Consider the following 18,641-nt stretch of genomic DNA (forward strand, 5'->3'; position numbering starts at 1 on the left):
AGGAAGGATTGAACTATGCCTAGAAAGTATTCCGTCGAGTTCAAGGAGAAGGCGGTCCATCAGATCATCGAAATGGTCCGCCTGGAGTCTTGCTCACTCCAACGCGCCTACACGGAGGTCGGTGAGCTCCTTGGAGTATCTCACCACACGTTGCGGGCCTGGTACCGTGACAGCGCTTCAGTACGTGATGACTCTGACGCTTCAGGCGGCGAGACAATGGAAGAAGAGCTTGGGGCGTCTGCGCCGTGAAAACCGCGAACTAAAACGAGCAAACGGGATTCTTAAGACAGCTTCGGCTTTTTCGCAGCGGAACTCGACCGACCCACGACCAAATGATCTCCTACATCGACGCGTACAAAGATCAGTTTGGGGCCCGGGCCCATCTGCAGAGTTCTAAAACAGGCAGATCGTGGATTCATCACCTCTCGTGGCTACCGCAAGGCGACCACTCGTGTTCCCAGCGCAAGGACCTTAAGCGATAGCCTGCTTATCCCAGAGATACAGCGTGTGCATGCGGAGAATTTCTCGGTCTACGGCATCCGCAAAATGTGGCACGCGATGAACCGTGAAGGCTTTCATATCGGCCGCGATAAGACTGCACGACTGATGAAGCTAGCAGGTGTTTCCGGCCGCCGACGTGGGCGAACCCCTGTGACAACGATTAGCCCGAAGACACCGGATCATCGCCCGGACCTTGTGTGCCGAAACTTCCGTGCGCAGGCACCAGGCAGGTTGTGGGTTGCCGACATTACTTACGTTCGCACCCTGTCAGGATTCGCCTATACCGCGTTTGTCGTGGATGTATTCAGCCGAAAAATTGTTGGTGTTGCTACACGCTCGACGATGCGTACCGATGCGCTGCCCATGGAGGCTTTGGAGCATGCGTTAACGACTGCAGGACGAATCCATGGAAACCAGTTAATTCACCATAGTGATCGGGGCAGCCAGTATGTGTCACTGAAGTATTCCACTGCGCTAGCGGAATCCGGAATCCGTCCGAGTGTGGGAACAGTCGGCGATTCTTATGACAATGCTCTAGCCGAAACAGTCAATGGTCTCTACAAGGCTGAACTGATTCATGCCCGGGGCCCGTGGACGTCGGTCGGAGAAGTCGAATTGGCCACCTTGCGGTGGGTGCATTGGTGGAACACCAAGCGGCTTCATGAAGCTTTGGACTACGCTACCCCACAGGAAGTAGAAACCGAGTACTATCTCACCCAGCCCATCAACACAGGGCCGTAAAAGAAGCGGAACTAAACCCAGGACGCTTCACCACACTTGTTGCCGGAGTCATCCGCGACCAAGGCCCATATGCACAGCCACACCTGATTATGGGCATGGCCTTCGACCGGCCCAGCCACAACCCTGCGATCCGTGGGTTGGAAGCCATGCGGCATTTAACGGATGATCCTGAGACACCTAAGGGCACAGTGGTGGGCGATCGTGCTTACTTCGCGGTGGCTAAGACCAAAGACTTCCATGAACCACTGCGCAAACTCGGCTATACCCTGGTGGGAGACTACAGAACCAATCAGCTGGGAAAGCGCGGATCCTATGAAACCATGGGGTTAGTTGAAGGCCACTGGTATTGTCCTGCCATGCCGAAACCTCTGGTGGAAGCCACCGAAGACTTCTATGCCGGACGTGTTGATGAGGCCACCTACAACCAGCGGATCAACGAGCGCCGCGCCTTTGCCATGCGGAGAAAAGGCAAGAAGCTCTCCGGTGAGAGCCAGATGTTTATGTGTCCGGGACGAGGTAAAGGAAAGACACTGGCATGTCCCTTGGTGGAAAAGAGTCAGCGCCAGGACGCGAGAGACAGAGGACTACCCTCCATCTCCGGGCCAAATCTATCTACCGCGCGCAAGGCAAAAGGAAAGTGCTGTACCAATAAGGTCTCGGTAACCATCCCGAATAAGGAGGGAATGCGCTACCGCCAAACTGGCCCTGCTTTTAAGACACCGGAATGGAAGAAGGTGTATGGCACGTGGCGCAATGTGATTGAAACCCGCAACGACTATGTAAAGAACAATCGTGGTGGTGCTGCTATTGGTGACCATACGAGAAGACCTGTACGCGGTTTTGCTGCGGCCTTCTTCTATACAGCTCTTGATGTGGTCGCGGCCAATGTATCTATGATTCGGCGTTTTCTTGGCCGGGTGGATCGGGATGAAAAGACTCCGCCTCCTGACTCTGGTAAACCTGTACCGCCGCGCGATCCGGCGCGCGAGAAGGCAAGCCCGAACGCACCGCCTGCGCGCGAGGCGGCTTAAGACCAACTGAATACTTTTATCCATCTAGCTCGGAAAACCGATAAAGGGTTCCGGGCTAGAAGTCGTTTTAGAGGGGACGAACCATGTTGTGTTCCTTATTAGTCAACGACTGGAACAGAGCGAAAACGACTAAACCCACCGCATCTAAGCGGTGGGTTTATCTGTCGGAGACGGTTTCGCAAATGATTTAAGCTAGATTCGCAAAACCGTCGTCTAGTGCTGTCGGGCTAACAGGATTTGAACCTGCGACCCCTACACCCCCAGTGTAGTGCGCTACCAAACTGCGCCATAGCCCGTCCGTCGCTGGTGTTAGCGACTGGTCTAGATTACACCACGGCAGTTCGCTGACACAAAAGTGCCGCTAGGATACCTCGCCGGTGGAGTAGAACCACTGGCCATCGCGCTTAAAAAAGCGCGAGCGCTCCCGCTGCGAGCCCTTGGCGGAGCCCTTGTAGAAGGCCTCGAACTCGACGACGCCGGTGTCGTCAAGGAGTCCGCCGCCCTCCGTGTCGAGGACGTCAAGGCGGTAGAAGCGGATGGTGGTCTCCTTGAGCTGGAGATCATAAGGGCGCGTGTCCGGGTCCCACGTGCGTAACAGGTACTCCTCGTCGCCGGTGACGAAGGCGCTAAAGCGTGAACGCATGAGGGTCTCAGCCGTGGGGGCGTCGGCGCCCTTGTGGTACTTGCCGCAACACTCGCCGAAGGTGAGGCCTGTGCCGCAGGGGCAGCGGGCGGCATCGGCAAGCGGGTGCAGGACGAGGGGAGTGGAAGCCATGAGGAAAATAGTAGACGCCCCTGCCCGGCGCGCCGACATGTGGTGCGGGACAGGGGCGTGGGGACGCGGAGTGGTTTAGGGCTCCACGTCGACGATATGAGTATGGCCAATGAGGGTGTCAATCCCGGCGCCACGGGCAGTGGAGCGCAGCTGGGCGCACTGTCCTTCGCTGATATCGCCGGTGATCTCAATGCGGCGCTCGAAGGTTGAGTCGTGCACGTGCGTGACCGTCACCGAGATATCTTCGATCGCCTTGTCGACCTTGGCTGCCTTGGCCGCGTCGATGAGCGACTGGTGGGTGCCTGTGGCGATGGCGGACATGAGCAGGCCCTCAGCTGTGATGCCCTTGCCCTTGCCGCCGTTCTTGCGCGAACGGTCTGCAAAGACGGACTGGTTATTGGAACGCACGACCACGCCCACCTTGGTGCCGATCGCGGTGTGCGTGACGGCGGAGTCCGGGGAGACGTCTTCGGGCTCGCTGTCCGGGATGATGAACTGCTCGGCCCAGCCGCCAATGAGATCGGCAGCGCGCGCGGCGGCGTCTTGCTTGGTGAGCAGGTGGTCCGCCTTATCGAGCGCCACGAGGGACTTGGGGTAGCGCGTGGACAGGAAGATGTTCTGCGCGTTATCAATGCCCACGGTCTGGTCGATGGGCGAGTGCAGCACCATGAGAGGCTTGCGTAGTCGCGAGAGGTAGGTCACCGGGTTGGTATCTGCGAGGTCCTCGAGGAAGTGGCGGGAAATGGTAAGCGCGCGGCCGCCGAGAGTGACCTCGACTTCACCGTTGGCGTCGACTTCGCCGATCTTGTCTGCATAGTGAAGCACCGAGTGTGCCGGGTCAAACGGTGCGCCGAGCGTGGCGATGGCACGTAGCGAGTCGATCTTGCTGCCGGCGGCCAGGGATGCGGCGCCGCCGAGGGAGTGACCCATGAGTAGCTGCGGGGCGCGGTAGTTCTCCGTGAGCCACTCGGCGGCCGCGACGATATCCGCGACATTTTGACTAAAGCTCGTCTCTGCGAAGTTGCCCTCGGACTGGCCGAGACCCGGGAAGTCGAAGCGCAGCGTGGCGATGCCGAAGTTGGTGAGCTGCTTGGCTGTGCGCGCCGCACCCGGGGTGTGGCGCGAGCCTGCAAAGCAGTGCGCGAAGATGGCGAAAGCCTTGGGCGCTGAATCAGGGAAGTCGATGGTTCCCGCCATCGCGGTGCCGGCACTCGAAGGGACAGTCACATTCACGGATTGCATGGATTCCACAATAGCGGGCACGAGCGAACTCGTGCGAGCGAGCGTGCGGCACACGAAGTGTGCGCGTAGATGTAACTCATAGCACGCTCGCCCCATGCTTCCGCCCAAGCCGTGGGCTGCGGCGGCTAGAGTAGGAGAGATACTAATTCATCTTTCCCGTGAATGGGCCGCCCGTGCGATCGCAGCGGCCGCGCGGTGAGCGGCGACGTCAAGCATGAAGGAGGCCCCGCATGGGTGCATTTGGCTGGTTCTGGAAAGCGATGGGTGCGCAATCCGAGCGCAANCTGGCGCAGCTCAGCGACGCCGAGGTCGCGCAGCACGCGCGCGACGCCGTGCGTGACGGCGCGATCGCCGATAAGTCAGCCTTCCTCGCCGCGCTTGCCGTCGCGAGCGAGCGCCGCCTGGGCATGCACCCCTTCAACGTCCAGTCCCAGGCCGTGCTGCGTCTGCTCGAGGGCGACGTCATCCAGATGGCCACAGGTGAGGGCAAGACCCTCGTGGGTGCCATGGCCGCCACCGGGTTCGCACTTACAGGCAAGCGCGTTCACCTCGTCACCGTGAACAACTACTTGGCCGAGCGCGACGCGGAGTGGATGCGCCCGCTCGTCGAATTCTTTGGCCTCACAGTTGCCTCGGTTACCGAGAAGTTGGACCAGGACTCCCGCCGCGCGGCCTACCGCAGCGACATTATCTACGCCCCGGTCAACGAGCTGGGCTTCGACGTGCTGCGCGATAACCAAATCACGGACCGCTCCCAGACCGTCCAAGCGCGCGCGGATGTCGCGCTCGTCGACGAGGCAGACTCCGTGCTCGTCGACGAGGCTCTCGTCCCGCTCGTGCTCGCCGGTAACCGCCCGGGCGAGGCCCCCACAGGCCACATCACGAATGTCGTCTCTCGCTTGCGCGAGGACCTGGACTACACCATCGCCGAGGATGGCCGCACCGTGGCGCTCACCGACGACGGTGCCGCGCGCGTCGAGCGCGAGCTGGGCATCGACTCCCTCTACTCGGAGGAGAACATCGGCACGATCCTGGTCAAGGTCAACTTGGCGCTCCACGCCAAGGCCCTGCTCATCCGCGACATTCACTACATCGTCACCGACGGCAAGCTGCAGCTTATCGATGCCTCCCGCGGCCGCGTCGCAGACCTCCAACGGTGGCCAGACGGCCTGCAGGCCGCCGTCGAGGCCAAAGAAGGCCTTGAGGTCTCCGAGGGCGGCCGCATCCTCGACACTGTCACGCTCCAGGAGCTGATGCGCCGTTACCCGCTCGTGTGCGGCATGACTGGTACCGCCGTCGAGGCGACCGACCAGCTGCGTCAGTTCTATGACCTTCACGTCTCCGTCATCGACCGCAACAAGGAGCTGCGCCGCTTCGACGAGGCGGACCGCATCTACGCCACAGCCGAGGAGAAGAACAAGGCGATCGTCGAAGAGATCATCGCCATCCACTCCACTGGCCAGCCGGTGCTCGTGGGCACCCACGATGTCGCCGAGTCTGAGGATTTGGCCGAGGTCCTTCGCGAGCGCGGAATCGACGTCAATGTCCTCAACGCAAAGAACGACGCGGAGGAAGCACGCATCGTCGCCGAAGCCGGCGATATCGGCCGCGTGACGGTCTCCACGCAGATGGCAGGCCGCGGCACCGACATCAAGCTCGGCGGCGCGGATGAGGGCGATCACGACACGGTCGCGGACCTCGGCGGCCTCGCCGTCATTGGCACGACCCGCCACCGCACGGCGCGTCTCGACAACCAGCTGCGTGGCCGTGCCGGGCGCCAGGGCGATCCCGGTTTGAGCATCTTCTTCGTCTCCCTCGAGGATGACGTGGTCCGTCAGGGCGGCGAGGATGAGTCGCTGTCCGCGCAGCCCGGGCCGGACGGGCGCATCGAGTCCAAGCGCGTCTCCGACTTCATCGCTCATTGCCAGCGCGTGACGGAAGGCCAGTTGCTGGAAATCCACGCCCAGACGTGGAAGTACAACCAGCTGCTCGCGGATCAGCGCATCATCATCGATGAGCGCCGCGCCGTGCTTCTCGACACGGACCAAGCGTGGAAAGAATTCCAGCAGCGCGCGCCGCAGAAGGCCGCCGCGCTGGAAGCCCTGCCGGAGGAAACCCGCGTCGCTGCCGCGCGCGAGATCATGCTCTATCACCTCGACCTCGCGTGGGCCGACCACCTCGAGCTCATGGACGATGTCCGCGAGTCCATCCACCTGCGTGCCATCGCGCGCCAGACGCCCATCGACGAGTATCACCGCATTGCTGTGCGCGAGTTCAAGCAGCTGGCTCAACGCGCGGTGGATCAGGCGGTGGAGACCTTTAACGACGTCCTCATCGACGAGGACGGCGCACACCTTAACGATTTGGGTTTGTCGCGTCCGAGTGCGACGTGGACGTACATGGTTTCCGATAACCCGCTGTCCGGTTCTGGAAACTCCGTCATGAGCAGCATCGGAAACATCTTCCGTTAAATTAAATAGCTCCAACGGCGCCGCCGAGCGAGGCGGATCGCTATGATTGAGAGCAGTTAACTTTTGGTCCGAAACATCGGAGGTAATAATGAGCGAACATACTGGAACCCCGGAACCGCAGGTGGAAACCACTTCTGTCTTCCGCGCAGACCTTCTAAAGGAGATGGAATCCGGCGCCGCCACCGATAACACCGTGACGGGTGCGGACAACCTGCCCGCCGGCCAGGGCCTGCTTGTTGTCAAGCGTGGTCCCAACGCGGGTGCGCGCTTCCTCTTGGACCAGGAGACCACCACCGTGGGCCGCCACCCGGAGGCAGACATCTTCCTCGACGATGTCACCGTTTCCCGCCGCCACGCGGAGTTCCGCATCAAAGACGGCCAGTTCGAGGTCGTCGACGTGGGATCCCTCAACGGCACCTACGTGAACCGCGAGCCGCGCAACTCACAGGTTCTCGAGGTGGGTGACGAAATCCAGATTGGTAAGTTCCGTCTGGTCTTCATCGCCGGCAAGAACTAATCTAGACAAAAACGCGTAGCGCGGCGGTCCGGCACACTTGGCCGTCGCGCGGCGTATTCGGCTTCCCGCGCACTGCGTCGCCCGTGCTTGTACCACCGGCTCGGCGTAGCGCCACCGCATAGTAGCGGCGCGAAGTCATACCCCTTAGTTAAGTAGACAATCCCGAGAGATACGGCGAGTTATAAACCAGTGAACGCAGTAGCACGCGACCAAGGCTCCGCGGCATTCCGCACGCAGCCCAAGGCAGGAGTGAAGAAGGCTAAGACCATGTCTATTGGCGTGGTGTTGCAGACACTTAATCAGCAGTTCCCTGACGTCACCGTGTCTAAGATCCGCTTCCTGGAGTCCGAGGGGCTTATCACACCGCAGCGCACGGCCTCGGGTTACCGCCGCTTCACGGAGTCCGACGTTGACCGTCTGCGCTTTATTCTGCAGACCCAGCGTGACAACTACACGCCGCTCAAGGTCATCCGTGAGCAGCTCGAAGCTATGGATTCCGGCCAGGTGACCGCCATCGTGGGCGCCAGCCTCGGCGAGACCCTCGTGCGCGCCGACCAGTTCCGCGCCCCGGCCCTGACGCGGCTTACCGACGCCGATGTCGCCGCGCAGGCCGGCTGCACCGAAGAAGAGGTCGCCTCCCTCGCCAAACTGGGCCTCATCACGCCGGACGAGTCCGGCTTCTTCACCGCGGATGACGCCGCCGTCGTATCCACGGCGCTCGCACTCAAGGCTTTCGGTTTTGATGAGCGTTCGCTCAAGACGCTGCGCAACAACGCACGTCGTCAGGCTGACCTCATCGCCCAGGCCGCCACTCCCGTCGCCAACGGCAAGTCGGATACCGCGCGCCAGAAGGCCGAAGAACTCTCTCAGCAGATGACCGCGCTCGTGGTGTCTCTGCACGGCACGCTGGTGAAGACGGACCTGCGCAACGAGTTCAACGCCTAAACGCTCGCTCTCGCCGCTGTTCGTCGTACCCGCTTTCCTTTAGGGAGGAATCATGGCCACCGTCGCACTTGCGCTCATCGACATCGTGTTGGACGTCACCGAGGACTTCAGCTGCATCGCTCTGCAGCCTGAAGGCCAGCAGCGTGTCGTGCCCATCTGGACCACGGGCCAGGAGCCGCGTCTCGCCGCCGCGTATGTCAAGGGCTATGAAGGTCAGCGCCGCCGCGCCATCGATGCTCTCATTGACGTCTTCGACGACCAGGGCGGCGTCGAGGCCATCTCCCTGTCGACATATAACGAGGGAGTCTTCCTCTTCGATGTCGTCTCTGCCAGCGGCAGCAGCGTCGAGGTGTCAGCCTGCGACGCCATTATCCTGGCGGACCGCTTTGGCGTCGACCTCACCATGGACGAGGAGGACTTGGCTCAGGTCGCTATCTTTACCACGCCTGAGGCACTCGATGAATACTTAAGCTCGTCCTACCCACTCGAGATTCAAGCGGACCAGCCTGCGACGCAGGGGGACGCCAAGAGCACCTCGGCTTCGGGGGACCCGCAAGCCGACGCCGACTTCGAAGCGATGATGCGCTCCCTCGGCATGGAAGACGAGGACTTCGGCGAGACCGACTAAACGCGCCGAAGGCCAATCAAAGGGCGAAAGCACTGGTCCGAATCGCGTCAGGAAGCCGACGCGCACACTATTCACACCAGTCACACGCGCCACGGGGGTAACACCTGGGGGTAATCTGTGAAAGAAATTTCGCCGATGTAATGACACGCCTGTGACTCGTGGTGCAGAGGTTTATTCCAAGGTCTAAAGTTCTACTTAAGAGTTAGACGCCGCCCAGTCGACGAAGAACGGTTGACTAGGCGGCGTGAGTGGAATTTAATAAGTCCTAGGACTTGACTCGCCAGCTGCAATTCTGGCTGAGACAAGGATCGCTAGGCCTAGACCAGTGGAGAATACCGTGAGCAATACCGAAGACAATCAGCTGAAGGAACGGGCAGTGCAAGAGTCCCTCTTCGACCTCGGCCCGGACGAGGAAGTGGGCTACCGCGTCCCGATCGCCTGCCAGGTCGCCGGCATCACCTACCGTCAGCTTGATTACTGGGCACGCACGGACCTGGTCAACCCGTCCATCCGCACCGCACGCGGCTCCGGTTCGCAGCGTCTGTACTCTTTCAAGGACGTCCTCGTCCTCAAGATCGTCAAGCGCCTGCTTGACACTGGTATTTCGCTGCAGAATATCCGTTTGGCCGTCGAGGGCCTGCGTGACCGCGGCGTGAACGACCTCGCTGAACTCACCCTCGTCTCCGACGGCACGACCGTTTACGAGTGCCGCTCCAACGAAGAGGTCATCGACCTTCTCGCCGGTGGCCAGGGCGTCTTCGGCATTGCCGTGCCGGGCATTGTCAAGGAACTTACCGGTACCATCTCCAACTTCCCGTCCGAGCGCGTCGAGCCTGTCGATGCCCCAGTGGCCGAGGTTGTTGGTCTCGACGAGCTCGCTGCTCGCCGCCAGCGCAAGACCTCCTAAGGCAGCGCTTCAAGCGTAACCCCGCCGTCTATCCACGCTCACGGGATAGACGACGGGGTTTGTGCTGTCTTGTGCGACGGTGTTGTGTACAGCGGTCTCGTTCGTGCATGGGCATGAATCGGGAACCCGCTCCACGTCGCAGGAAGGTAGAGGGCAACAGTGTGATCGGCGCGCGCCGCCAGCGCGTGCGTTCGGCAACGTCGATTCATCGACGACCAAGAAGGGCACCGGCCCCGCGTGAGGGGGGCCGGTGAAAGGAACGGAGGCTGGGAAGCCACGTAGGCACGTGGTTAAACGCCGGAGGCGGTGGCGAGAGCCTTGGCGGCGTCGTTCGGGGATGCTGTGGCGTAGGAGGCTGCTGCCTTAGCCAAGGCCTCATCCTTGTCACCGCTGATCTGGACTACGGAGAGCTTCACATTGTCGCTGCGGACGTCGTCGAGTGCCGCGGTGAAGGCGGCGTCGTCCATGTCCTGGGCGGTGCCGGTGGTGACCAGGACGACGCGGGCGCCCTTGCCAGTGGCGTTGGCTTGATCGCGGGCGGTGGCGAGTGCCGCGAGGACAGCGCTTCGCGTTTGCGGGACGCCACCGGTTCCGAACTGTGTTGCGGCGGCAGCTACGTCACCAGCGGCACCGAATCCGACATTGTCGCGGTAGCCGACTGTTGCGGTGGGCGAGAGCGGCGAGGAGTAGTTCCACAACGCGACGGATTGGCCAGCGGCGCCGAGCGCTTGCGCGGTGTCGGCGAGTGCGCCAGCGACGGCACCATAGTTCGGTGCCATCTGGTCGGACGTGTCGAGGAGGAAGAGCGTGTCGGCCGGCGCTGCAGGTGCGTGTGCGGCGCTGGGCTTCTCACTCGCCGGGGCGGCGCTGGAAGGAGCTGCCGAGGACTCGGAGGCGTCCTTGGACTCCGCCGCAGACGAAGAATCAGGGGAGTCCTGTGCTTCCTTCTCGCTGGCAGGTGCTTGAGAAGCGTTGTCGTCTGCGGGCCCTGCGCTGGAGGAAGCTGCGGCGGGTGCGGCGGAGGTGGACCCTTCATCGGAGCCCCCGCGCAGCAGCCAACCGATGCCGAAGACGAGGGCGGCGACGATGAGGATGGCCAGCACAATGATCCACCAGGCCACCGAATACGTACCTTTACCGTTTGAATGACGTGCCATGAGTGAGTGCTGTCCTTCCCGCCTGAGGTCTGGCCGCATGTGCGACCCATTACACAATGGCTAAAGTGTAGCGGCGCGCGCGGCGTCAACGAGTGCGACAAGCCGTTGACGAAGCGGATTCCCCTCCGCCGCGAGTGCACGCTGGCGATGGACGTATTCTGCCTTGCCTTCAGAGGTCTCGATGGGCACGACGCCAAAGCCCCACTCACGGCAATCGTAGGGCGATGCCTCCATGTCGAGCGTACGTGCCTTCACCGCGAGGTCGAACGCCTCAAGGAAGAGTTCGCCGGGGACGAGCGGGCCGAGTTTCCAGGCCCACTTGTAGAGGTCCATCGTCGCGTGGACGCAGCCGGCCTGGTCGTGGTCGGGCTGACTCTCGCGCGTCAAGACTGTGAGGTTGAGCGGCCGGGCCGGTTCGGTGAAGAAGCGAAACGCGTCATAGTGTGTGCACTTGATGCGATTGGCTTCGACCACGGTATTCGTTCCCTCCGCGCCAAGGCGCAGCGGAAGGTCGTGGCGCGGAGTGTCCGTTTTGTAGACCATCGCCCACTCGTGCAAGCCAAAGCAATCGAAGCTCGTGGGGTTGACCGTCGATTTCGCCATGAGGTCGCGTATATACGTAAAAGACTCGCCGCGGCGTGCCCACAATGCGTCGAGGTCTACGGTGACGGCCGGACCGCGCGGGGTGTCGACGACGCGATAGTCGCGATATTCCGCCTGCGGTATATCCGTCGGCTCGCCGAGCAGCGCCGTGCCGAAGCCCGGGTGCCAGCGCGTGAGGTGGGACGGGCGGACCGGGTAGTACTCGAAGAGGAAGTCGTAGACCGGGTGATAGCCGCCGGGGTGCCGGAACCGCGCAAGGCGTTCCTCGGCCGCGGCGACGTGAGCCGCATGGCGCGGCTTCCACTCCTCCGGGGTGAGGTATGTGAGTGCGGACAAGCTCGCCATCACGAGCGCCCCTGGCGACCCTGTCGTCCGCCGCGACCTTGACCACCTCGTCCTTGGCCACCCCTGTGGGAGTTGCCGCCGCCTTGGCCATTCTGACCGCCATTGCTGCGACGTGTGGAACGACGGCGCGAGCCAGAACGTGAGCCGCCTGCGGAGTCCTCGCGTGCGCCGCCGTTCGAGGACTTTCCGCGACGTGAGCGGGACCTGCGGCCCTCGCCCGACGACTTCGGTGCGCCTGACTTCTTCGCCGAGGACTGGCCGCCCTGCACGGCCTGGCCCGGAGGCGGCAACGGAGCGCCGGTAGGCTTGCGCGCCCCCGTGATGCGGACGAGCTCGGGGTCGAGGGCGGGCGAGGGGGCATCGGCAAGCTCGAGCTTGCGGGCCTCGACGCCGGCCTTCTTCAGCAGCGCGGCGACCTCGTCGCGCTGCTGGTCCATGACGAGAGTGAGCACGGTGCCGGAGTGGCCACCGCGGGCCGTACGTCCCGCACGGTGGAGGTAAGCCTTGTGTTCCGCGGGCGGATCGACGTGGACGACGAGCGAGACATCGTCGATGTCGATGCCGCGAGCAGCGATATCGGTGGCGACGAGGACCGGCACGGAGCCGTCGCCAAAGCCCTCGATGGCGCGGGTGCGTGCACCCTGACCCTTATCACCGTGCAGCGGCATCGCGTTGATGCCGGCGCGACGCAGTTTCTTCGCCTGGCGATCGACGCCGTGCTTGGTGCGCATAAACATGATGGTCTTGCCCTCGCGTGCGCCGAGGGTGAGCACGACGTCGTTGCGGGTGTCGCGGTCGCCGACGAAGGCGACGAAGTGCTCCATGGTGCCCACGGCGGCCTCGACCGGCGCGGTGGAGTGCGTCACCGGGTTGTGCATGTACTGCTTGACCAGCTTGTTGACGTTGCCATCAAGCGTGGCGGAGAAGAGCAGGCGCTGGCCAGTGTTCGACGTGAGGTCGAGGAGCTTGCGCACCTGAGGTAGGAAGCCCATGTCAGCCATGTGGTCGGCCTCGTCGAGGGCTGTGATCTGCACGTCGGCGAGGGAGAGCTTCTTCTGGTTGATGAGGTCCTGTGCGCGGCCTGGGGTGGCGACGAGGATGTCGACGGGGCGGGCGAGTGCGCGGATGTGGTGGTTGATGTTGACGCCGCCGACGACGGCGAGGGTGCGCAGGCCCAGCGCATTAGCGGGCTCGTCGAGGCGTTCCTGGATTTGGATGGCGAGCTCGCGGGTGGGCGCGAGGATGAGGCCGCGCGGGCGCTGTGGCTTGGACGCGCCGGAGTCCGCCAGGCGGGTGATGATGGGCAGACCAAAAGTAAAGGTCTTGCCGGAGCCCGTGGGGCCGCGGCCGAGGACGTCCTTGCCCGCGAGCGCGTCCGGAATGGCGGCTTCTTGGATGGGGAAGGGGGACTCGATCCCTTGGCGGGAGAGGATGTAAACGATGTCGCGAGGCAGGCCAAGATCGGCGAAAGTAGTCATTGTTTATCCAGTCTATAGCCGGGATGGATGAAAACACGGATCGCCGGTGAAATGGGTGTTTTATTCGCTTTTGTGACCGTGACGTGAGAAATCCCATAGGCGTGAGGGACTGCTTGGTTAGAAGATATCCACAAGAGGTTATAACCTAAAGGGGTACGGCGCGAAAGCCCAGAGGACAAGGGCGCGACTATATGGCATGCATGGGCGAGTATTCGCCAAAGTGGGCCTATGAGGTGGTCCCGCGGGGGGCTGGCGCGCATCACCCCGTGGGAGTTCCTGCGGCCGCCGGGGCATGTGTGGCACCGTGCGGTGAGAGCACTAAAGGAGTGAGACGAATGTCTCAAGAAAACACGTCAGGCGGCGCCGCTGCCGTGCACGAAAAGCGAGCGGACAGCGCAGCAGCCCCTGTGAAGAAGCGTGCGTTCGATATTAACGCGGCCTGGTTCTTCGTCGCTGTCGCGGCGTTGGTCACCGTGCTTGTGCTTCCCATCGAGTCCTTGAACCAGCCGGGTCAAGTGGCCTTGGCGATGCTTGCGTTCGCTGTCATCATGTGGGTGACGGAAGCCGTGTCGTATCCGGTGAGTGCCCTCCTTATCGTGGGCCTTATTTCGGTGATCCTGGGACTCACGCCCGATCCTGAAAATCCCGGTGAGATCATCGGTACCTCGAAGGCGCTCGGCGTGGCCATGGACGGCTTTTCGTCCTCGGCGGTCGCGCTCGTCGCGGCGGCGCTTATCCTTGCCGGTGCCATGCAGGTCACGGGCTTGCACAAGCGCATTGCGCTCGTCGTGCTCAAAGTAGCGGGGGAGAAGACGTCGCATATCGTGGCCGGCGCCATCGTCATCGCCATTATCCTGGCTTTCTTCGTACCGTCCGCAACTGCGCGTGCTGGTGCAGTGGTCCCGATTCTGCTGGGCATGGTCGCGGCCTTCGGCTTGTCGAATAATTCGAAGCTTGGTGCGCTCCTGGTCATCACTGCGGCGCAGGCCGTGTCCATCTGGAACGTGGGCATTAAGACCGCAGCTGCGCAGAATCTCGTAGCGGTTGGCTTCATTGAAAAGCAGATGGACCAGTCCGTGAGCTGGGGCCAGTGGTTCCTCTGGGCCGCACCGTGGTCAGTGCTCATGTCCGTTGCGTTGTACTTCATCATGCGCGCAGTTATCAAGCCCGAGACCGACCGGATTGAGGGTGGCAAAGAACTCGTCGCCAAGCAGCTTCGTGACTTGGGTCCCATGTCCGGTGCTGAGAAACGACTCGTGGTCATCTCCGTTCTGCTGCTGTGCTTCTGGGCGACGGAGGATCTTCTCCACCCGATCAGCTCCGCTGTCGTCACAGCCGTGGCTGTGGCCATCATGCTGCTTCCGGGCGTGGGCGTATTTACCTGGAAGGAAGCTCAGGCCAAGGTGAGCTGGGGTACGCTCATCGTCTTCGCCATCGGTATCTCGCTCGGCTCCTTCCTTTTGGACACGGGTGCTGCGACCTGGCTGTCGGAGAAGACTTTCGGTCTCATGGGCCTTGACTCCCTGCCCATCCTCGCAACGATTGCGCTCGTGGCACTGTTCAATATCTTCATCCACCTAGGCTTCGCGTCCGCGACCTCGTTGGCTTCGGCCCTTATCCCGGTCTTCATTGCGCTCGCCTCGACGCTGTCTCTGCCCAACGACGGCATTGGCTTCGTCGTCATCCAGCAGTTCGTTATCTGCTTCGGCTTCCTGCTGCCGGTTTCCGCACCGCAGAACATGCTGGCCTACGGTACCGGCGCGTTTTCCACCAAGCAGTTCCTCAAGACGGGTGTTCCGCTCACCATCGTGGGCTACCTGCTTGTGCTTCTCTTCTCCGCGACGTACTGGAAGTGGATGGGCTTGGTTTAAGCCACTTTCTAGCAGTGGATCGCGGACACAGGAAACGCCCCAGCCGCCTCATTGAAAGAGGTGGTCGGGGCGTTGGCCTGTGCGCTGGTTGCGCCTAGGCGGTTAGTAGGCTTAGGCGTCGGTCTGCGTCAGGGAGCGGTCCGTGGACCACTCGATGTGGAACGTGCCTTCACGGTCCGTGCGCTTGAAGGTGTGGGCACCGAAGAAGTCGCGCTGGCCCTGGATGAGGGCGGCGGGCAGGCGCTCGGCGCGCAGGGAATCGTAGTAGGACAGCGACGAGGCGAACACCGGCACCGGCAGGCCCATGTGCGTGGCAGCAGCGACTACGCGGCGCCAGGGCTGAATGAGGTCCTCCAGCTCGCCCTTGAAGTACGGGTCGAGAATGAGGGCCGGAAGCTCCGGGTTGGTGTCGTAGGCCTCGCGGATGCGGTTCAAGAACTTCGCGCGGATGATGCAGCCGCCACGCCAGATGGTGGCGAGATCGCGCGGGTCGACGTCCCAGCCGTACTGGTCTGAGCCAGCCTTGATTTCGTCGAAGCCCTGGGAGTAGGCGATGAGCTTGGAAGCATAGAGAGCGCGGCGTACGTCCTCAACGAACTCGTCCGGGTCGACTCCGCCGTCGTCGATGATGCCCGCGGGCAGGCCGCCTTCCTGAGCGGCGGCGCGCTGCGCGGTGGCGGAGGAGAGGCCACGGGCGAAGACGGCCTCGGCGATGGCGGTAACCGGGGTGCCCAGCTCCAGGCCGTTGATGGCGGTCCAACGGCCCGTGCCCTTCTGGCCCGCGGCGTCGAGGATGACGTCGACGAGCGGGGCGCCGGTGGCCGGATCCTTCTGTGCGAGAACCTCAGCGGTGATTTCGATGAGGTAGGAGTCGAGGTCACCCTGGTTCCACTCGCGGAAGATGTCCGCGATGGCGGCGGGCTCAAGGTTCAAACCGTAGCGCAGGAGCTGGTAGGCCTCGCCGATAACCTGCATGTCTGCGTACTCGATGCCGTTGTGGACCATCTTCACGAAGTGGCCGGCACCGTCGGGTCCGATGTGGGTCACGCACGGGGTGCCATCCACGTTCGCGGCGATGGACTCGAGGATGGGGCCGAGGGTCTCCCAGGACTCCTTCGGGCCGCCCGGCATGATGGACGGGCCGTTGAGCGCGCCCTCCTCGCCGCCGGAGATGCCGGCGCCGACGAAGTGGCGGCCCTTGGCGGCGACTTCCTTCTCACGACGGATGGTGTCCGTGTAGAGCGAGTTGCCGCCGTCGATGATGATGTCGCCCTCGTCCATGGCCTCGACGAGCTGGCTGATGACGGCATCGGTGGCCTTGCCAGCCTGGACCATGATGATGGCCTTGCGCGGGCGCTCGAGGGACGCAACGAAGTCTTCGATGGTCTCGGAAGGGATGAACGAGCCCTCATCACCGTGGTCCGCGATGAGTGCGCGGGTCTTTTCCGGGCTGCGGTTGTACACGGCGACGGTGTTGCCGTTGTGTGCAAAGTTTCGTGCCAGGTTGGAGCCCATCACGGCCAGGCCCACAACGCCGATCGATGCGAGATTCTTCGTTTCAGTCATGGGGTCTATCCTACGTCACCGAGCGGTGCCGATGCCCGTCTGCGTGGGATTGTGTGGTGAATATCTGTAGTGGCTGCGTGCGTGCTGTCGTAGGAGTGTGTGGAGTCGCGGGCGGGGAGCCCGTTGCCAGCCACAGTGGGCGAGGTCGGGCAGGTTGGGCGCTAAGCTTGACGCTTATGACACGCCACCACACCAACCAGGACTCCTCGGCCGACGCGCGCCAGGACTTGCTCAACCGACTCATTGTTACGGCCGCGCAGCGCCCACTCACGCAGGAGGAACTCGCGGAGCTCAATGAGTCGAATACCGGTTTCGATGCCCAGGTCGGCATTCTTTATACGCACCTTTCCCGCGGCGAGGTCCGCGGCGTCATTCATGCGGGGCCGCAGCACCATCAGCCGTGGGGGCTCGTCAACGGCGGCGTGTACGCTTCTTTTGCGGAGTCGCTTGGGTCCATCGCCGGCGTCATCGTGGCCGGCGGACCCGTGGTGGGCGTGAACAACTCGACCGACTTCATCCGCTCGGTTGAACAAGGGCCGATCGAGGGCGTGGCGCGCCCGCTGCAGACAGGACGTCGGACCCAGCTGTGGGAAGCCGAGATGTCGCACGGCGGAGAGCTCGTGGCGAAGTCGACGCTGCGCACCATCGTTGTGGGCGCGTAGTCGCTGGGGGAGTTGGGCGGCTTAGAGCCACTTATTCTTGCGGAACCAGAACCACAGCACGGCGACGACGAGCACCATGAGGAAGACGGCGAAGGGGTAGCCCCACGCCCAGTGGAGCTCCGGCATCTTGTCGAAGTTCATGCCGTAGACGCCAGCGATCATGGTGGGTGCGGCCCACATGCCAACGATGGCGGAGATGGTGCGCATATCGGCGTTTTGCTGCATGGAGACCTTGGCAACGGAGGCATCGATAAGCGAGGTAAGGCGCTCGTCGAAGTGTGCGACCTCGTCCTTGACCACGAGCTCGTGATCGTTGACGTCGCGCAGGTAGGAGCGCAGCTGCTTTGAGATGAGGTCCTTGTGGTTGCTGATCATGGCGCTCAATGCGTCGGAGAGCGGTGCGATGGCGTGCTTCATCTCGAGGACCTCGCGCTTGAACATGTAGATACGGTCGATCTCAAAGTTGGAGCCGGGCGTAAAGACCATCTCTTCGAGTTCGTCGACCTCGATGGCCAGCAGCTTGCCAATCTCGCCATAGCGGTCCACGAGCATATCGAGCACCTTCCACGCCATGGCGACGGGACCCAGCTCCACGAGGTCCTGGTCGTCGCCGATAGTGTAGGCAAGGTTGGGCAGCTTCGCGCGGTGGCGGACGGTGATGATGAAGTTATGGCCGATAATCATCTGCACCTCACCGGTGGAAATGATTTGGCGCTTATCGATAACCTCGTCGTGGTCGCGGTAGTTGACGGAGCGGGCGACGACGAAGAGCTGATCATCGTAGCGCTCCAGCTTGGGGCGCTGGTGTGCCTGGACGGCGTCTTCCACGATGAGTTCGTGGATGCGGAATTCCTCGGCGACGGAGGTCATCTGGTGCTCGTCCGGCTCGTGGAGACCGACCCAAATAAAGCCGCGGCCGTACTCATCCACGGTGTCCTGCGCAGTGGCAGGCGTGAATTCGCCGGGGAGGGACTCGCCGTCGACGAAGACGCGGCAGTGTTCAATGGCGCGCTCGACGGGGACACGAATGCGGGCGTGCGCAGGTGCAGGGTCCTTCGGCTTACGCGACCTGAACGGAGATGGTACTCCTGCCATAATCTGCCTCCCTTGCGCAGTAAGGTGTGGCCGTCCGCGGCGGGGCCTGGACGGTGCGGGCTACACGCCGTGGTCAATCTGACACGGACGCACCGCAGTGCGGGCT

General features: G+C 62.5%; 15 protein-coding genes, 1 tRNA gene and 1 pseudogene. 9 read left to right on the forward strand and 8 right to left on the reverse strand.

All coding sequences use genetic code 11. The annotated features are described in order from the left end of the window. The first annotated feature begins 15 nt into the window (after positions 1–15). Together BN9444_RS13595 and BN9444_RS13600 are read left to right on the forward strand one after the other, a co-directional pair. Positions 16–1,242 (forward strand): annotated as a pseudogene (locus tag BN9444_RS13595) (IS3 family transposase). Positions 1,243–1,337: 95 nt separating this feature from the next. Further along, positions 1,338–2,273 (forward strand): hypothetical protein, encoded by a 936-nt coding sequence (locus BN9444_RS13600; protein WP_230384225.1) that lies wholly within the window; start codon positions 1,338–1,340, stop codon positions 2,271–2,273. Positions 2,274–2,495: 222 nt separating this feature from the next. Here BN9444_RS13600 and BN9444_RS08360 read toward each other — a convergent pair. From BN9444_RS08360 to BN9444_RS08370, 3 genes are all read right to left on the reverse strand, one after another. Then, positions 2,496–2,569, reverse strand: a tRNA-Pro gene (locus BN9444_RS08360). A 65-nt stretch (positions 2,570–2,634) separates the two neighbouring features. Further along, complete coding sequence (locus tag BN9444_RS08365) at positions 2,635–3,048, reverse strand: YchJ family protein (protein WP_066487997.1); 414 nt, start codon at positions 3,046–3,048, stop codon at positions 2,635–2,637. Positions 3,049–3,123: 75 nt separating this feature from the next. Then, the gene (locus tag BN9444_RS08370) at positions 3,124–4,290 is read right to left on the reverse strand and encodes an alpha/beta hydrolase family protein (RefSeq protein ID WP_066512230.1); all 1,167 of its coding nucleotides are present in this window, start codon (positions 4,288–4,290) and stop codon (positions 3,124–3,126) included. A gap of 230 nt (positions 4,291–4,520) precedes the next feature. Between BN9444_RS08370 and secA2 the strand changes: the two genes are divergently transcribed. From secA2 to BN9444_RS08395, 5 genes are all read left to right on the forward strand, one after another. Next, entirely contained in the window at positions 4,521–6,761 is a 2,241-nt protein-coding gene (gene secA2 / locus BN9444_RS08375) for an accessory Sec system translocase SecA2 (RefSeq protein ID WP_068801754.1), read from the forward strand. 88 nt (positions 6,762–6,849) lie between these two features. Beyond that, on the forward strand, positions 6,850–7,278 hold the full coding sequence (odhI, locus tag BN9444_RS08380; protein WP_066488016.1) for an oxoglutarate dehydrogenase inhibitor Odhl: 429 nt from the start codon (positions 6,850–6,852) through the stop codon (positions 7,276–7,278). A gap of 267 nt (positions 7,279–7,545) precedes the next feature. Then, on the forward strand, positions 7,546–8,223 hold the full coding sequence (gene ftsR / locus BN9444_RS08385) for a transcriptional regulator FtsR (protein WP_082723232.1): 678 nt from the start codon (positions 7,546–7,548) through the stop codon (positions 8,221–8,223). A 52-nt stretch (positions 8,224–8,275) separates the two neighbouring features. Beyond that, entirely contained in the window at positions 8,276–8,851 is a 576-nt protein-coding gene (locus BN9444_RS08390; protein WP_066488027.1) for a bifunctional nuclease domain-containing protein, read from the forward strand. Between the two features lie 337 nt (positions 8,852–9,188). Beyond that, entirely contained in the window at positions 9,189–9,758 is a 570-nt protein-coding gene (locus tag BN9444_RS08395) for a MerR family transcriptional regulator (protein ID WP_066488192.1), read from the forward strand. 290 nt (positions 9,759–10,048) lie between these two features. Here the strand turns inward: BN9444_RS08395 and BN9444_RS08400 are convergent, their stop codons facing one another. Genes BN9444_RS08400 through BN9444_RS08410 form a run of 3 tightly spaced genes read right to left on the reverse strand, consistent with a single transcriptional unit; the run spans position 10,049 to position 13,341 of the window. Continuing rightward, a complete protein-coding gene (locus BN9444_RS08400; protein WP_068801755.1) occupies positions 10,049–10,915 on the reverse strand; it encodes a vWA domain-containing protein in 867 nt (288 codons plus the stop codon). Between the two features lie 60 nt (positions 10,916–10,975). Continuing rightward, positions 10,976–11,863, reverse strand: a complete 888-nt coding sequence (locus BN9444_RS08405; RefSeq protein ID WP_068801756.1) for a 3-methyladenine DNA glycosylase — start codon at positions 11,861–11,863, stop codon at positions 10,976–10,978. Next, complete coding sequence (locus BN9444_RS08410) at positions 11,863–13,341, reverse strand: DEAD/DEAH box helicase (protein ID WP_068801757.1); 1,479 nt, start codon at positions 13,339–13,341, stop codon at positions 11,863–11,865. The genes BN9444_RS08405 and BN9444_RS08410 overlap by 1 nt, the downstream gene beginning before the upstream one ends. A gap of 335 nt (positions 13,342–13,676) precedes the next feature. On the opposite strand from BN9444_RS08410, the gene BN9444_RS08415 reads away from it, so the two are divergent. Continuing rightward, a complete protein-coding gene (locus BN9444_RS08415; RefSeq protein ID WP_068801758.1) occupies positions 13,677–15,212 on the forward strand; it encodes an SLC13 family permease in 1,536 nt (511 codons plus the stop codon). Positions 15,213–15,323: 111 nt separating this feature from the next. On the opposite strand, the gene gndA is transcribed toward BN9444_RS08415, so the two are convergent. After that, a complete protein-coding gene (gene gndA / locus BN9444_RS08420; RefSeq protein WP_066488038.1) occupies positions 15,324–16,778 on the reverse strand; it encodes an NADP-dependent phosphogluconate dehydrogenase in 1,455 nt (484 codons plus the stop codon). A gap of 176 nt (positions 16,779–16,954) precedes the next feature. Here gndA and BN9444_RS08425 point away from each other — a divergent pair, with 176 nt between their 5' ends. Further along, a complete protein-coding gene (locus BN9444_RS08425) occupies positions 16,955–17,440 on the forward strand; it encodes a PaaI family thioesterase (protein WP_066512250.1) in 486 nt (161 codons plus the stop codon). A gap of 21 nt (positions 17,441–17,461) precedes the next feature. On the opposite strand, the gene corA is transcribed toward BN9444_RS08425, so the two are convergent. Continuing rightward, on the reverse strand, positions 17,462–18,535 hold the full coding sequence (gene corA / locus BN9444_RS08430) for a magnesium/cobalt transporter CorA (protein ID WP_066512253.1): 1,074 nt from the start codon (positions 18,533–18,535) through the stop codon (positions 17,462–17,464). Positions 18,536–18,641 lie beyond the last annotated feature (106 nt).

Source organism: Corynebacterium phoceense (assembly GCF_900092335.1).
Classification (GTDB): domain Bacteria; phylum Actinomycetota; class Actinomycetes; order Mycobacteriales; family Mycobacteriaceae; genus Corynebacterium; species Corynebacterium phoceense.

Excerpts from the sequence above, each read along its gene's own strand:
- BN9444_RS13600 (WP_230384225.1), top strand. The coding sequence starts at position 1,338 with ATGGCCTTCGACCGGCCCAGCCACAACCCTGCGATCCGTGGGTTGGAA.
- BN9444_RS08365 (WP_066487997.1), bottom strand. The coding sequence starts at position 3,048 with ATGGCTTCCACTCCCCTCGTCCTGCACCCGCTTGCCGATGCCGCCCGC.
- BN9444_RS08370 (WP_066512230.1), bottom strand. The coding sequence starts at position 4,290 with ATGCAATCCGTGAATGTGACTGTCCCTTCGAGTGCCGGCACCGCGATG.
- odhI (WP_066488016.1), top strand. The coding sequence starts at position 6,850 with ATGAGCGAACATACTGGAACCCCGGAACCGCAGGTGGAAACCACTTCT.
- ftsR (WP_082723232.1), top strand. The coding sequence starts at position 7,546 with ATGTCTATTGGCGTGGTGTTGCAGACACTTAATCAGCAGTTCCCTGAC.
- BN9444_RS08390 (WP_066488027.1), top strand. The coding sequence starts at position 8,276 with ATGGCCACCGTCGCACTTGCGCTCATCGACATCGTGTTGGACGTCACC.
- BN9444_RS08400 (WP_068801755.1), bottom strand. The coding sequence starts at position 10,915 with ATGGCACGTCATTCAAACGGTAAAGGTACGTATTCGGTGGCCTGGTGG.
- BN9444_RS08405 (WP_068801756.1), bottom strand. The coding sequence starts at position 11,863 with ATGGCGAGCTTGTCCGCACTCACATACCTCACCCCGGAGGAGTGGAAG.
- BN9444_RS08410 (WP_068801757.1), bottom strand. The coding sequence starts at position 13,341 with ATGACTACTTTCGCCGATCTTGGCCTGCCTCGCGACATCGTTTACATC.
- BN9444_RS08415 (WP_068801758.1), top strand. The coding sequence starts at position 13,677 with ATGTCTCAAGAAAACACGTCAGGCGGCGCCGCTGCCGTGCACGAAAAG.
- gndA (WP_066488038.1), bottom strand. The coding sequence starts at position 16,778 with ATGACTGAAACGAAGAATCTCGCATCGATCGGCGTTGTGGGCCTGGCC.
- BN9444_RS08425 (WP_066512250.1), top strand. The coding sequence starts at position 16,955 with ATGACACGCCACCACACCAACCAGGACTCCTCGGCCGACGCGCGCCAG.
- corA (WP_066512253.1), bottom strand. The coding sequence starts at position 18,535 with ATGGCAGGAGTACCATCTCCGTTCAGGTCGCGTAAGCCGAAGGACCCT.